Origin of the sequence: Nonomuraea sp. NPDC050227 (genome assembly GCF_044459705.1) — a bacterium.
Lineage (GTDB): Bacteria > Actinomycetota > Actinomycetes > Streptosporangiales > Streptosporangiaceae > Nonomuraea.
Window position 1 is genome coordinate 170,552 of sequence record NZ_JBITJF010000009.1, and the last position, 12,519, is coordinate 183,070.

A 12,519-nucleotide genomic window follows, 5' to 3' on the forward strand; every position below is an offset into this window, starting at 1 on the left:
GTGCACATGCGCGTGGTCATCGCCGAGGATTCCGTACTGTTGCGCGAGGGGCTGGCGCGGTTGCTCGCCGACGGCGGTTTCGAGACCGTCGCGGCGGTCTCCGACGGGCCCGCGCTGGTGGCCGCCGTCCAGGAACACGAGCCCGACCTGGCGATCGTCGACGTGCGCATGCCGCCCACCCACACCGACGAGGGGCTGAAGGCGGCGCTGAGGGTCCGCGAGGCCAGGCCCGACTTCCCGATCCTGGTCCTGTCCCAGTACGTCGAGGAGCGCTACGCGGGCGAGCTGATCGGCAAGGCCGTCGGCTACCTGCTGAAGGAGCGGGTGGCCGACGTGGCCGAGTTCATGGAGGCGGTGCGCGAGGTGGCGGCGGGCGGCACGGTGATCGATCCGGAGGTCGTCGTGCAACTGCTCAGCCGCAGGCGCAGGGGTGCGCCGCTCGACCTGCTCTCCCCCCGGGAGCGCGAGGTCCTGGCGCTGATGGCCGAGGGCCGCTCCAACACCGCGATCGCCTCCAGGCTGGTCGTCACCGAAGGGGCGGTGGAGAAACACGTGTCCGGCATCTTCGCCAAGCTGGCCCTCGGGCCCGCGCCCGAGGACCATCGGCGGGTTCTCGCCGTTTTGACGTATCTGGGTCGCTGATACGGCCTGCACCCGGGGTTGGGGATGCGGGCCGTACCCGCTACCTCACGTCCACGAACTCCTGCGGCGACAGGGAGGTGCGCGTCTTGCTCGTGCCGGGCACCTTGACCTGGAAGTAGCCGTCCTTCTTGGCCTTGAAGGTCTTGCTGTACTTGCCGGTCGAGGTGGCCTTGGCGTACCCCATGAACTTGTACGTCTTGGTGCCCTTGGCCTTGAAGTACACCTCGACGACCTTGTTCTTGTACGCCTTGGTGCCGCGGTAGACCTTGCCGTAGACCTTGAACGCGCGGCCCTTGGTGACCTTGTTCGGGGCCGAGATCGTCACCCTGGTCTTGGCCTTCTTGGACGCGCCGCCGGTGGGGGCGACGACCGAGAAGGACGCCTCGCCCTTGAGCGTCTGGCCGCTGCGAGTGGCGTACACCTCCAGGGTCCAGGCGCCCTCGGTGGTGTCGTCGGTGAAGTACGTGACGCCGCGGTAGTAGCTGTCCGACTCCTTGGCCAGCTCACCGAGGTCGTAGTACTCGCTGGTGGTGTCGCTGACGAGCTTGGCCGAGACCGTGCCCGCGTCCTTCACCGTCGCCTCGACCGTGACCTTGGTGTCCCTGCCCTTGACGAGCTGGACGGGGTCGGGGGTGACGTTCGCGCCGGAGATGCCCTGCTTGCCGGAGACCTTGACGGTGAAGGTGCTCGGGCTGCTTCCCCCGCCCGCGCGGGCGACGTTGACGGTGAGCTTCCAGTCGCCCGCCGGGTCGTCCTTGGTGATCGTCCACTTGCCGGTGATCGTCTTGTCGGGAGCCGGCGACGGGGTGGCGGTCGGGGTGGAGGTGGAGGTGGAGGTGCTCGGCGTGAAGTCGAACGACACCGTCTTGGCCGACTTGCCGGGCGGCTCGATGGACCCGGTCACGCCGGTGACGGTGTCCGGGTTCTTGAGCTTGAGCGTGACGGTGGCGTCGACGTCCTTCTCCAGCGGGACGTACGCGCTCGCCGACGCGTCGCCCGTGAAGTCGTCCGCCAGCGCGTACGCCGAGGCCGACGCGCCGGTGGCCGAGAGACCGGCGCCTCCGAGGAGAACGGCGGCCCCCGTGGCGGCCGCGAGGAGCAGCCGCACCCTTCTCTTCATCAGTTGGATGATCCTTTGGCTAAGTCCCATTTGTGGGAAAAGTGATGGTTTGTGCGAGGGAGCCTAGTGTGGCGCGTGCGGCCGCGTCATGAAGATCGCGGGAATGCCCCATGGCCTGGGCAGGTTGCACGATCTGGCACACTGGTAGCTGACCATTTTGCGGTTCCGGTTCACGCCATGCGTGAAGGCGACCCGGCGGCCGCAGCCCGAAAGGACAGCCATGAAGCCCGACATCCACCCCGATTACCACGTGACGCAGGTCTCCTGCTCCTGCGGCAACACGTTCACGACCCGCAGCACCGCGAAGAACGGCGTCATCCACGCCGACGTGTGCTCGGCCTGCCACCCGTTCTACACGGGCAAGCAGAAGATCCTCGACACCGGCGGCCGGGTGGCTCGCTTCGAGAAGCGCTTCGGCAAGAAGGCCACGGGCAAGTAGCTTCACCGACGCCGACCCGGCCGCACCACGTGCGCCGGGTCGGCGTTGTTGGTGAAACGGCATTCAAACCACTGAAGGACCCACGGTGAACCTCGACGAGTTGCTCAAGGAGTATTCCGAGCTGGAGCTGCAGCTTGCCGACCCCGCCGTGCACGCCGACCAGAACAAGGCCCGCACACTCGGCCGGCGCTACAGCCAGCTCACCCCGATCGTCAGCACCTACCGGGAGCTCGACACGGCCCGCGAGGACCTGACGGCGGCCAAGGAACTGGCCGGCGAGGACGAGGGGTTCGCGGCCGAGGCGGCCGAGATCGAGGAGCGCATCCCGCAGCTTGAGGAGAAGCTCAAGCACCTGCTCATCCCGCGCGACCCCAACGATGACAAAGACATCATCATGGAGATCAAAGCGGGCGAGGGCGGCGAGGAGTCCGCGCTGTTCGCCGGCGACCTGCTGCGGATGTACCTGCGCTACGCCGAGCGCCTCGGCTGGAAGACCGAGATCATCGACACCCAGCCCTCCGACCTCGGCGGCTACAAAGACGTCACGGTCGGCATCAAGGCCAAGGGCGACGAGGGCGTGTGGTCCAGGCTCAAGTTCGAGGGCGGCGTCCACCGCGTGCAGCGGGTGCCCGTCACCGAGTCCCAGGGCCGCATCCACACCAGCGCCGCGGGCGTGCTGGTCTACCCGGAGGCGGAGGAGGTCGACGTCCAGATCGACCCCAACGACCTGCGTATCGACGTCTACCGCTCCAGCGGTCCCGGTGGCCAGAGCGTCAACACGACCGACTCGGCCGTGCGCATCACCCACCTGCCCACGGGCGTGGTCGTCTCCTGCCAGAACGAGAAGAGCCAGCTCCAGAACAAGGAGTCGGCGATGCGCATCCTGCGTGCCCGCCTGCTGGCCGTGGCACAGGAGCAGGCCGACGCCGCGGCGCAGGCCGAGCGCAAGTCGCAGGTCCGCACGGTCGACCGTTCCGAGCGCATCCGCACGTACAACTTTCCCGAGAACCGGATTTCCGACCACCGCGTAGGCTTCAAGGCGTATAACCTCGACCAGGTTCTCGACGGCGAGCTCAACGCCGTCACCCAGGCACTCATCGACGCCGAGATGGCGGAGAAGCTCGCACAACACTCATGACATTTCTGCTGGACGAGATCGCTCTGGCCACCGCTCGGCTCGCCGAGGCAGGTGTGCCTTCGCCGCGCACCGACGCGGAGGAGATCGCGGCGTTCGTCCACGGCGTGCGCAGGAGCGAGCTCCACACGGTCAAGGACTCCGACTTCGACGCGCTGTTCTGGGAGGGCATCGCCCGGCGCGAGGCGCGTGAGCCGCTGCAGCACATCACCGGCCACGCCTACTTCCGCTACCTGGAGCTCGCGGTCGGCCCCGGCGTGTTCGTGCCGCGGCCGGAGACCGAGGTCATGGCCGGGTGGGCGATCGAGACCCTGCGCGCCATGGACGTGACGGCGCCCCTCGTCGTCGACCTCGGCACCGGCTCGGGGGCCATCGCGCTGTCGATCGCCCAGGAGGTCGCGCTCGCCGAGGTGCACGCCGTCGAGGTCGACCCCGCGGCCTACACCTGGGCCAAGCGCAACATCTCCGAGCTGGGCCAGGGGCGTACGCACCTGCACCCGGAAGACCTCGCCGAAGCCCTTCCCGAGCTCAACGGCAAGGTCGACCTGGTGATCTCCAACCCGCCGTACATCCCGCCCGGCGCCATCCCGCGCGACCCCGAGGTCCGCGACTACGACCCCTCCCGGGCCCTCTACGGCTCCGGCGACGACGGCCTCGGCGAGGTGCGCGCGGTCGAACGCACCGCCCGCCGCCTGCTGCGTCCCGGCGGCTGGGTGGCCGTCGAACACGCCGACGAGCAGGGCAGGGCCGTCTATCTGACCTTCCCGGAGGACAACGGCTGGCGCGACGTCCGCCTGCGCCAGGACCTCACCCGAAGGGACCGCTTCGTCACGGCCAGACTCGGCCAGGACTAGGATGCACGCCGTGGGAAGACGCTTTGACTGCTCCGACCTCGACCAGCGCGCCGAGGGCCTGATCGAGGCCGCCACCGCCGTGCGCCGCGGCGAGCTGGTCGTGCTGCCGACCGACACCGTCTACGGCATCGGCGCCGACGCGTTCATGCCGCCGGCCGTCACCGCGCTGCTCGACGCCAAGGGGCGCGGCCGCGACATGCCGCCGCCCGTGCTCGTGGGCACCGTCAGAGCCGCCACAGCGCTCGTGGACGACCTCGGGCCCTACGGGCAGGATCTCATCGACGCCTTCTGGCCCGGGCCGCTCACGCTGGTCTGCAGGGCCAACAGGGCCCTTTCCTGGGACCTGGGCGACACCAAGGGCACGGTCGCCGTCCGCATGCCGCTCCACCCGGTCGCCCTCGACCTGCTCAAGGAGACCGGCCCGATGGCCGTCTCCAGCGCCAACCGCTCCGGCGCCCCCGCGGCGACGACGGCGGAGGAGGCAGAGGAGCAGCTCGGCGACTCGGTCGCGGTCTACCTCGACGGCGGCAAGACCACCGACAACACGCCCTCGACCATCCTCGACCTCACCACGGCGGTGCCCCGGATGTTGCGCCGCGGCGCGATCCCCGTCGAGAAGCTGCGCGGCATCATCGGCTACGTCGCCACCGACGACTGACGTATACCGTCTTTGCATCCCGGCTGCGGCGACGCCACGGCCGCGATTACCGTGAGTCCCGGAACGGCGACACGTCCGGGAGTGGCCCATGGGCAAGTTCGACGGCATGGATCCGCAGCTGGTCCGTGACCTGCTGACCGAGGTCAAGCACGCGTCCTCGGCGCTGCGCACGGCCGAGGACCAGGTCAGGGCGGTGCTGAGCCGTGCCGGGCTGTCCGCGCGGAGCACCCACCGTCCGGTCCAGGTGGCCGACTCCGCCGATCACATGGTCAAGGACGTCAACGCGCGGCTGGCCGTCCTGGAGAAGCGCGCCGACGGGAAGCTGGGCGACACGTCGAAGACGGGCGGCGGCGGCACGGCCGACGAGCCCAAGGAGTCGCCGGGCAGCCGCGACGACAAGTACGGCAACCCCCGCGCCGACACCCCGCCCAAGCACACCGACCCCGCCCACCCCGCCGACCCGAAGCCCACCCACCCCTCCACCCCGAAGGACCACGACCCGAAACCCACCGACCCACCCCCGAAAACCCCCGATACCAAGCCCACGGACCCGCCTGCGTCGAAAGACCACGACCCCAAGCCGACGGACCCGCCGACGCCTAAGGACCCCGACAGCAAGACCGGTGACGACGGTAAGACCGGTGACGACGGTGCCAAGGCCGACGGCGACGGGAAGGCGTGCGACGGCGCCGACAAGGACACCGGGACCAGCGGAAACGACACCAGGACCGACGACCGGACCGGTGACCGCACAGACGGCCGCAGCGACGGCAGCACCGGCGACACCCCGGCCGCCGACGACCCCAAGGCCCCCGACCAGGACAGCAGACGCGACCGGGGAGCGGAGGCCGACACCGGCACGACCAATGTCCCCGCGAAGGATCAGCCGGACGACCCGCACAAGCCCCAGGTCGTGGTGGTCGACGGCGTGAAGGTGCTCCAGGTCCCCATCGACCCGCCCACGGCCGAACAACTGGAGTCCCTGCTCAAGAACGTCGACAACGTGCAGCCCGCCGACATGCCGACCGTGCACGCCGACGGCGGTGCGGCGACGGCGGGCGGAGGCGAAGGGCTGTCGGTGCCGACAGGAGAGGGCGGCACCGACCCCTCGACGACCACCTCAGGCACCACCACCGGCCACCACCCCGGCACCACAACCGCCACCGGTCACCCGTACGGCACCGCAACCGCGACCGGCCACCCCTACGGCGCTGCAACGGCCGCCGGTCACCCCTATGGCACGTCAGAAGGCACGGGCGCCCACTTCGGCACCGCAGGCGACACGACCTCCCACAACGGCACCCAAGGCGATGCCGCCACCCACTCCGGCACCACCGGAGACACCTACGGCGGCCCCACCGGGGACACAGGCGCCCACCAGGGCACCCCAAGGGAGGCGGGCAACACCCACGGCACCCACGCCGACGGCGCCTCCTCCACCCCGACCCGCCCCGACGCCACCACAGGCACCGGCACCCAGCCCATCGGCGACACCGGCCGGGCCGACGGCGCACATGGCCACACGGACACCGGCACAGGCCGGGCCGACGGCCCCAGCGGCGGCGCGAACAGCGACACCGGCCGCTCCGACGGCGGCACCACGGACACCGGCCGCACTGACGGCACCGCCTGCGCCGACGACAAGGCCACGAACGGCACCCGCACCGACGCGGACACCGCCAACGGCAGCCGCGACGCCGGCAGCGGCACCGGCGGCAACACCGACGGTGGGCACGCGGACGGCGGGCGTGGCGGCGTGGGGACCGGTGGTGGTGCGGCTGATGATGGTCGGGCTGATGGCGGTGCCGTGAACGGTGGTCGTGACGTCGGTGGCGGGTACGGCGATGGTGGGCGTGCCGATGGCGGCGCGGGGAACGGACGTGCCGATGGGGGCGCGGGTAACGGGCGTGCCGATGTGGGGACCGGTGGCGGCGCCGCTGATGCCGGGCGTGCTGATGGTGGCGTGGCGGACGCTGGTCGCGCCGGTGCGGACGGTGGAGCGGCGGGGCGGGGTGATGGGTCTGCTGGGGTGCGGATTCCGCCTACGGCGCCTGGGGGAGGGGCGGCCGTCTCGGCTGGAGGGGACGTCTCTGCTGGAGGGGACGTATCGGCTGGTGGTGATACAGGGCGTCATGGCGCGGCTGTTTACGGCGGCGGGGGGCATGGTGTCGAGGGGCATGGCGATGGTGGGGCGCAGGGCTTGGACGGCGGGCGGGCCGGTGGGAAGTGGGTGAGTGAAGGGGACGGGGTGGTGGCTGTGGACGTGTCCGCGGCCGGGCCAGAGGCGATCAGGACTTTGATCGACGACGTCCGCGACATTCAGCCGCTCGACATGCCGTCCGTGGAGGCTCCGCCCGGTGAGTACGGCGAGGGTGACTGGGCGCCCAGGGACATCAGGCCGGACGGTCCATCGGGTGAGGTCGATCCCGGGACGTCGGGAAGGAGCGTGTGATGTACGTCGACCCGCCCGCGCCCAGGCCCAGGAGCAGGGACGAGATGCCGCCCGTCACCGCCGCGGGCCCGCTGGACAACCAGCCGCTGGCCTACGAGTTCAACCCCGACTACGAACGTCTCGTCACCGCCTGGAACACCGTCATGCCCATGCTGGAGAAGCTCAGCACGGCCCTCGACAAGGCGTACGCGCTGGCCAAGAGCCCGCAGACGTGGGACGCGCCGGTCGGCGATCGATATGTGCAGGACATCCGGGAATGGCGGTCGAAGCTGGCTCTCTACCGTCACGCCGTGCTCACCGCGATCAGCGATCAGGCCGACGACACCCCGAGGTGGATCCCCAGCCAGACCGGCGCACCACACGCCTTCCCCTGACCTCCGACCTCCCCGGCGCTTCGCGGTTCCGGTACTGCGCGTTCCTTGAGCTTCGCGGTCCGTGCGCTTCGCGCTCTCGGAGCTTCGCGGTCGCCGCCCTCTGGCCTACGCAGGTGAACGCCCTCATGGCTCCTGACCGGCACGGACCCCGTGCCCCCGCAACCGACCGCCCTCGCACCGCGGCTATCTGGGCAAATCGGACATGCGGTCGTACAGTGGAGAAATGGGTGGGGAGCCGTACTACGGGCCCGACTTCGGGCGGTTGCGGCGGCAGGATCCGGAGCTGGCGCAGGTGCTGCTCGACGAGCTCGAACGCGAACGCGCCGGCATCCAGCTGATCGCCGGCGAGAACTTCACCTCCCCCGCGGTCATGGCCGCCCTGGGCTCCACCCTCACCAACAAGTACGCCGAGGGCTACCCCGGCAGGCGCTACTACGGCGGCTGCGAGGTCGTCGACCGGGCCGAACGGCTGGCGGTGGAGCGGGCGCGCAGGCTGTTCGGGGCCGAGCACGCCAACGTCCAGCCGCATTCCGGCGCGAGCGCCAACCTGGCCGCCTACGCCGCCCTGCTGCAGCCCGGCGACACCATGCTCGCCATGGCGCTCCCGCACGGCGGCCACCTCACGCACGGCTCGAAGGCGAACTTCTCGGGACGATGGTTCGACGTCGCCTCCTACGGCGTGCGGCGCGACACCGAGCTCATCGACTACGACGAGGTGCGTGACCTGGCGCTGCGACGCCGGCCCAAGGTGATCGTGTGCGGCGCGACGGCGTACCCGAGGCTGATCGACTTCTCGGTCTTCCGCGGCATCGCCGACGAGGTGGGCGCGTGGTTGCTGGCCGACGTGGCGCACCCGATCGGGCTGATGGCGGGCGGGGTGATCCCGTCGGCGGTGCCGTACGCGGACGTCGTGACGCTGACCACGCACAAGGTGCTGCGCGGGCCGCGCGGCGGCGCGATCCTGTGCACGGAGGAGCTGGCCGGCAAGATCGACCGGGCGGTGTTCCCGTTCGTGCAGGGCGGGCCGCTGATGCACGCGGTGGCGGCCAAGGCGGTGGCGTTCGGGGAGGCGCTGCGGCCGGAGTTCGCCGAGTACGCGGGCCGCGTCCTCGCCAACGCCCGCACGCTCGCCGGCGCGCTGGACGGGGCGGGCATGCGTCCGGTCACCGGCGGCACCGACACCCACCTGGCCCTGATCGACCTGCGTGAGCTGGGCGTGTCGGGCGCCGAGGCCGAACGGCGCTGCGCGGTCGCCGGCATCACGCTCAACCGCAACGTCATCCCCTACGATCCGGAGCCGGCGGCCGTCACCTCCGGGATCCGGGTGGGCACGGCGTGCGTGACCACGCAGGGCATGGGCCCGCGGGAGATGGAAGAGGTGGGAAGTCTGCTGTCGATGTCCGTGCGCGACCCGGCCGTAGCGCCCGAGGTCAGGGAAAGAGTGGCGGCGCTTCTCGCCATCCATCAGCCATATCTCAGCGAATATTAAGCTGGTCTGTGTCGGTTTCCGGTCACAGCTGGCCGGAGCATCCGGGAAACTAGGTCCGTGCGCGAATACCTGTTCATGGCGCTCATCTCGGCAGCGGTGACGTATCTGCTGGTCCCGCTGGTGCGCCGCTTCGCCATCCGCATCGGCGCCATGCCCGAGGTTCGCGAGCGCGACGTGCACACCACGCCGACGCCGAGGCTCGGCGGCCTGGCCATGTACGGCGGCCTCGTGGTCGGCCTGCTGGTCGCCAGCCAGCTGAAACACACGGGCGCGGCGCTGTCGGAGTACGACGGCAAAGCCGTCACCGCGTTGATCGTCGCCGGCGGCCTGATCACGCTCACCGGCTTCCTCGACGACTGGTGGGGCATGGACGCCTTCATCAAGCTCGGCGGGCAGATCGCGGCGGCGGGCGTGCTGGTCTACTTCGACCTGCGGCTGCTCTACATCCCGCTGCCGAAGGACTGGGGCGGCTCCACCAGCCTCGACTACACGCTGAGCACGATCATCACCATCATGATCGTGGTGGTCACCATCAACGCCGTGAACTTCGTCGACGGCCTCGACGGGCTCGCGGCCGGCATCGTGTGCATCGCCGCCATGGCCACGTGGGCGTACTCGATCCTGCTGGCCCAGAGCATGAGCGTGGGGAACATCACCACGACGGCGGCCATCGCGGCCGTCCTCATCGGCACGTGCCTGGGCTTCCTGCCGCACAATTTCCATCCGGCCAAGATCTTCATGGGCGACACCGGGGCGATGCTGATCGGGCTGGTGCTCGCCTCCTCGATCGTCACGGTGACGCCGCTCGACCCGGCCGCCATCGAGGACATGAACAAGGTCCCGGTGCTGCTGCCGCTGATGCTGCCGGCGGCGGTGCTGGTCCTGCCGCTGATCGACCTGATCACCGCCGTGGTCCGGCGCACGTCCCACGGCATGTCGCCGTTCGCGCCCGACCGGGGTCACCTGCACCACCGGCTGCTGGACATCGGCCACTCGCACCGCCGCTCGGTGCTGATCATGTACGCGTGGGCGTTCCTGTTCGCCTTCGGCCTGGTGGCGATGTCCCGCGAGGGCGTGCCGGTGCTGCTGTTCGTGGTGGTCATCGTGCTGGCGCTGGCGGTGCTCGTCCTGATGGCCGCGCCGCGGTGGCGGGGGAGGGGCGGCGCGCACGCCGCCACGCGCGACAAGCAGCCCGACGACGACGGCCCGCCCACCGGCCCGATGCCGCCGATCGGCCCGGACACCCAGGTCAGGCGGCAGATGCCGCCGCAGGGCGGCCCTTCGGCGCAGGAACGCGCGAGCGCCGAGGGCAAACCGGTCATTCCTGCATTTCCGAGCCGTCCGTGATCGGGAACTAGAAACGGCAGGTAAAAGCGGTCTTCCGTGAGCTTGTGATATCTTTCACGAGCAGGGACCTCCAGACGCACATGTTCTGGAGGTAGCAAACGCTCGCTTGACAACATGCTGATGGAGCACCGATGCAGGCCAACGACGTGCGCGTACTCAAGAGCGCCGCTGTTCCGACCTTCGCGGTCGGGGTGGTCGCGGTCATCGTGGCGTTCCTCCTGGCGGGCGGCAAGGGAGCGCTCGGCGCGGCCCTCGGCACCTTGCTCGTCGGGGTTTTCTTCAGCATCAGCGTGGTAGCGGTCTCCTATGCCGCACGCGTCTCCCCGCAGATGATGGCGATCGCGGCGATGGTCAGCTACCTCGTCAAAGTCGTCGCCATCATGGTGGTGCTGTCCGCCTTCCGTGAGACCACCGCCTGGAACACCCAGGCCTTCGCGTGGTCCGTGGTCGGATGCACGCTCGTCTGGACCGGATTCGAGGTCCGCGCGTTCATGAAGACCAAGATGCTCTACGTCGACCCCGAAGCCTCGGTCCCCGGAAAGGGCGACTCATGAGGCAGGTAAAGGGATGGGGTCCGATATGACTAGTCCTCCACTCGCCTGCTATCGTCGGGGCCGCGATGAGCGCACAGGAACGCCGGCCGGAACACGACGGTCGCGACTTCTCCGATGCCATGTGGTCAGTCCCCAGCTATCTGCTCGCCGGGATGGCGGTCTATGGCGGTCTCGGGTGGTTGCTGGACCGGTGGCTCGACATGTCCGCGTTCTTCCCCATAGGCGTGGTCCTTGGGGTCGTGCTCGGCGGCTACGCGGTCTACCGGAAGTTCGGTCGCTAACCCGACGCAGCGATCGCCTCGCTGAGGAAACCCTTGTGATCCACTACGACGTTGAAGGGAACGCCGCGTGATTGCGCTGACGGTCCTCGCCCCCGAAGACAACTTCCGGGCGCCATCGCCCGATGAGCTGTTCAATTCGTTCACGCCGATCATCCCCGGGGTGACCTGGTTCACCAAGCCGGTGCTGCTGGCGATGCTCAGCGCGCTCGTGGTGATCGCCGTGTGCTGGGTGGCCTTCGCCAAGCCGAAGCTCGTGCCGAGGGGCACCCAGAACGTCGTCGAGTACGGCTACATGTTCGTCCGTGACCAGATCGCCCGGCCGTTCCTCGGCAAGGACGCCGATCGGTGGATGGGCCTGCTGGTCACGCTCTTCTTCCTGGTCCTGTTCTGGAACATCCTCGGTGTGATCCCGCTCGCGCAGTTCCCGGTCGCCTCGCACATCGCGTTCCCGGCCGTGCTCGCGCTCTCGATCTACGCGATCAAGGTCTACCTGGGCGTCAAGCACCAGGGCGGCATCGGTTACTTCAAGAACATGATGTTCCCGCCCGGCCTGCCCAAGCCGATCTACTTCCTTCTGGCGCCGATCGAGTTCCTGTCGAACATGATCATCGCGCCGTTCACGCACGCTGTCCGACTGTTCGCGAACATGTTCGCCGGTCACATGCTGCTCGCGTTCTTCAGCATGGTCGGCTTCTGGTTCCTGTTCGAGAAGCTGACGCCCCTGGGCGCACCCGTCGGCGTGGTGGGCGTGATCATGACGATCATCCTGACCGGGTTCGAGATGTTCATCCAGTTCCTGCAGGCCTTCCTGTTCGCAATGCTGGCGTCGATGTACATCGGCGGCGCGCTGCACCCGGATCACTGAGAACCACATACCGGAATATCCATGACCGGTGGGACTCCCTTCACCGGCCGTCCAGTAAAGGAAATAGCAATGAGCGTTCTCGCTGAGGTCTCCGGCAACGTCACCGCCATCGGTTACGGTCTCGCCGCCATCGGCCCCGGCATCGGCGTCGGCATCATCTTCGGTCAGGGCGTGCAGGCCATCGCGCGTCAGCCCGAGGCTTACGGCCTGATCCGCCAGAACATGCTCCTCGGCTTCGTCCTCACCGAGGCCCTCGCCCTGATCGGTCTGGTCGCGCCGTTCATCTTCGCGGGCATCTAGGACCAGAAG

14 protein-coding genes are annotated in these 12,519 nt (G+C 69.3%); 13 read left to right on the forward strand and 1 reads right to left on the reverse strand.

The genetic code is table 11. From position 1 onward, the window contains the following. The first annotated feature begins 6 nt into the window (after nt 1–6). Nucleotides 7–642, forward strand: a complete 636-nt coding sequence (locus tag ACIBK9_RS32070) for a response regulator transcription factor (RefSeq protein WP_358283423.1) — start codon at nt 7–9, stop codon at nt 640–642. A gap of 40 nt (nt 643–682) precedes the next feature. Here the strand turns inward: ACIBK9_RS32070 and ACIBK9_RS32075 are convergent, their stop codons facing one another. Beyond that, a complete protein-coding gene (locus ACIBK9_RS32075; protein ID WP_397162457.1) occupies nt 683–1,762 on the reverse strand; it encodes a hypothetical protein in 1,080 nt (359 codons plus the stop codon). Nucleotides 1,763–1,982: 220 nt separating this feature from the next. Between ACIBK9_RS32075 and rpmE the strand changes: the two genes are divergently transcribed. The 12 genes from rpmE (at nt 1,983) to atpE (ending at nt 12,510) form a co-directional block, all read left to right on the forward strand. Next, the gene (gene rpmE, locus ACIBK9_RS32080) at nt 1,983–2,201 is read left to right on the forward strand and encodes a 50S ribosomal protein L31 (protein WP_352320396.1); all 219 of its coding nucleotides are present in this window, start codon (nt 1,983–1,985) and stop codon (nt 2,199–2,201) included. 85 nt (nt 2,202–2,286) lie between these two features. Continuing rightward, nucleotides 2,287–3,339: a peptide chain release factor 1 gene (prfA, locus tag ACIBK9_RS32085; protein ID WP_358283426.1), complete on the forward strand. Its 1,053-nt coding sequence runs from the start codon at nt 2,287–2,289 to the stop codon at nt 3,337–3,339. Next, nucleotides 3,336–4,190, forward strand: coding sequence for a peptide chain release factor N(5)-glutamine methyltransferase (prmC, locus tag ACIBK9_RS32090; protein WP_352320399.1), 855 nt, complete (start codon nt 3,336–3,338; stop codon nt 4,188–4,190). The genes prfA and prmC overlap by 4 nt, the downstream gene beginning before the upstream one ends. A gap of 1 nt (nt 4,191) precedes the next feature. After that, a complete protein-coding gene (locus ACIBK9_RS32095) occupies nt 4,192–4,848 on the forward strand; it encodes an L-threonylcarbamoyladenylate synthase (protein WP_357971048.1) in 657 nt (218 codons plus the stop codon). Nucleotides 4,849–4,936: 88 nt separating this feature from the next. Further along, nucleotides 4,937–7,300, forward strand: coding sequence for a hypothetical protein (locus ACIBK9_RS32100; RefSeq protein WP_397162458.1), 2,364 nt, complete (start codon nt 4,937–4,939; stop codon nt 7,298–7,300). Further along, nucleotides 7,300–7,674 carry a hypothetical protein gene (locus ACIBK9_RS32105; RefSeq protein ID WP_352349993.1) on the forward strand — a complete coding sequence of 125 codons (375 nt, stop codon included), beginning with the start codon at nt 7,300–7,302 and terminating at the stop codon, nt 7,672–7,674. Before ACIBK9_RS32100 ends, ACIBK9_RS32105 begins: the two co-directional genes overlap by 1 nt. 223 nt (nt 7,675–7,897) lie before the next feature. Next, nucleotides 7,898–9,163 (forward strand): serine hydroxymethyltransferase, encoded by a 1,266-nt coding sequence (gene glyA, locus ACIBK9_RS32110; protein WP_397162459.1) that lies wholly within the window; start codon nt 7,898–7,900, stop codon nt 9,161–9,163. A gap of 57 nt (nt 9,164–9,220) precedes the next feature. Further along, nucleotides 9,221–10,510, forward strand: coding sequence for an MraY family glycosyltransferase (locus tag ACIBK9_RS32115; protein WP_358283433.1), 1,290 nt, complete (start codon nt 9,221–9,223; stop codon nt 10,508–10,510). Between the two features lie 131 nt (nt 10,511–10,641). Beyond that, entirely contained in the window at nt 10,642–11,064 is a 423-nt protein-coding gene (locus ACIBK9_RS32120; RefSeq protein ID WP_352349999.1) for a hypothetical protein, read from the forward strand. 65 nt (nt 11,065–11,129) lie between these two features. Continuing rightward, nucleotides 11,130–11,345: an AtpZ/AtpI family protein gene (locus ACIBK9_RS32125; protein WP_229824207.1), complete on the forward strand. Its 216-nt coding sequence runs from the start codon at nt 11,130–11,132 to the stop codon at nt 11,343–11,345. A gap of 67 nt (nt 11,346–11,412) precedes the next feature. Next, nucleotides 11,413–12,210, forward strand: coding sequence for a F0F1 ATP synthase subunit A (gene atpB, locus ACIBK9_RS32130; protein ID WP_352350001.1), 798 nt, complete (start codon nt 11,413–11,415; stop codon nt 12,208–12,210). A gap of 69 nt (nt 12,211–12,279) precedes the next feature. Beyond that, nucleotides 12,280–12,510 carry an ATP synthase F0 subunit C gene (gene atpE, locus ACIBK9_RS32135; RefSeq protein ID WP_188190622.1) on the forward strand — a complete coding sequence of 77 codons (231 nt, stop codon included), beginning with the start codon at nt 12,280–12,282 and terminating at the stop codon, nt 12,508–12,510. Nucleotides 12,511–12,519 lie beyond the last annotated feature (9 nt).

Excerpts from the sequence above, each read along its gene's own strand:
- ACIBK9_RS32070 (WP_358283423.1), top strand. The coding sequence starts at position 7 with ATGCGCGTGGTCATCGCCGAGGATTCCGTACTGTTGCGCGAGGGGCTG.
- ACIBK9_RS32075 (WP_397162457.1), bottom strand. The coding sequence starts at position 1,762 with ATGAAGAGAAGGGTGCGGCTGCTCCTCGCGGCCGCCACGGGGGCCGCC.
- rpmE (WP_352320396.1), top strand. The coding sequence starts at position 1,983 with ATGAAGCCCGACATCCACCCCGATTACCACGTGACGCAGGTCTCCTGC.
- prmC (WP_352320399.1), top strand. The coding sequence starts at position 3,336 with ATGACATTTCTGCTGGACGAGATCGCTCTGGCCACCGCTCGGCTCGCC.
- ACIBK9_RS32095 (WP_357971048.1), top strand. The coding sequence starts at position 4,192 with ATGCACGCCGTGGGAAGACGCTTTGACTGCTCCGACCTCGACCAGCGC.
- ACIBK9_RS32100 (WP_397162458.1), top strand. The coding sequence starts at position 4,937 with ATGGGCAAGTTCGACGGCATGGATCCGCAGCTGGTCCGTGACCTGCTG.
- ACIBK9_RS32105 (WP_352349993.1), top strand. The coding sequence starts at position 7,300 with ATGTACGTCGACCCGCCCGCGCCCAGGCCCAGGAGCAGGGACGAGATG.
- glyA (WP_397162459.1), top strand. The coding sequence starts at position 7,898 with ATGGGTGGGGAGCCGTACTACGGGCCCGACTTCGGGCGGTTGCGGCGG.
- ACIBK9_RS32120 (WP_352349999.1), top strand. The coding sequence starts at position 10,642 with ATGCAGGCCAACGACGTGCGCGTACTCAAGAGCGCCGCTGTTCCGACC.
- ACIBK9_RS32125 (WP_229824207.1), top strand. The coding sequence starts at position 11,130 with ATGAGCGCACAGGAACGCCGGCCGGAACACGACGGTCGCGACTTCTCC.
- atpE (WP_188190622.1), top strand. The coding sequence starts at position 12,280 with ATGAGCGTTCTCGCTGAGGTCTCCGGCAACGTCACCGCCATCGGTTAC.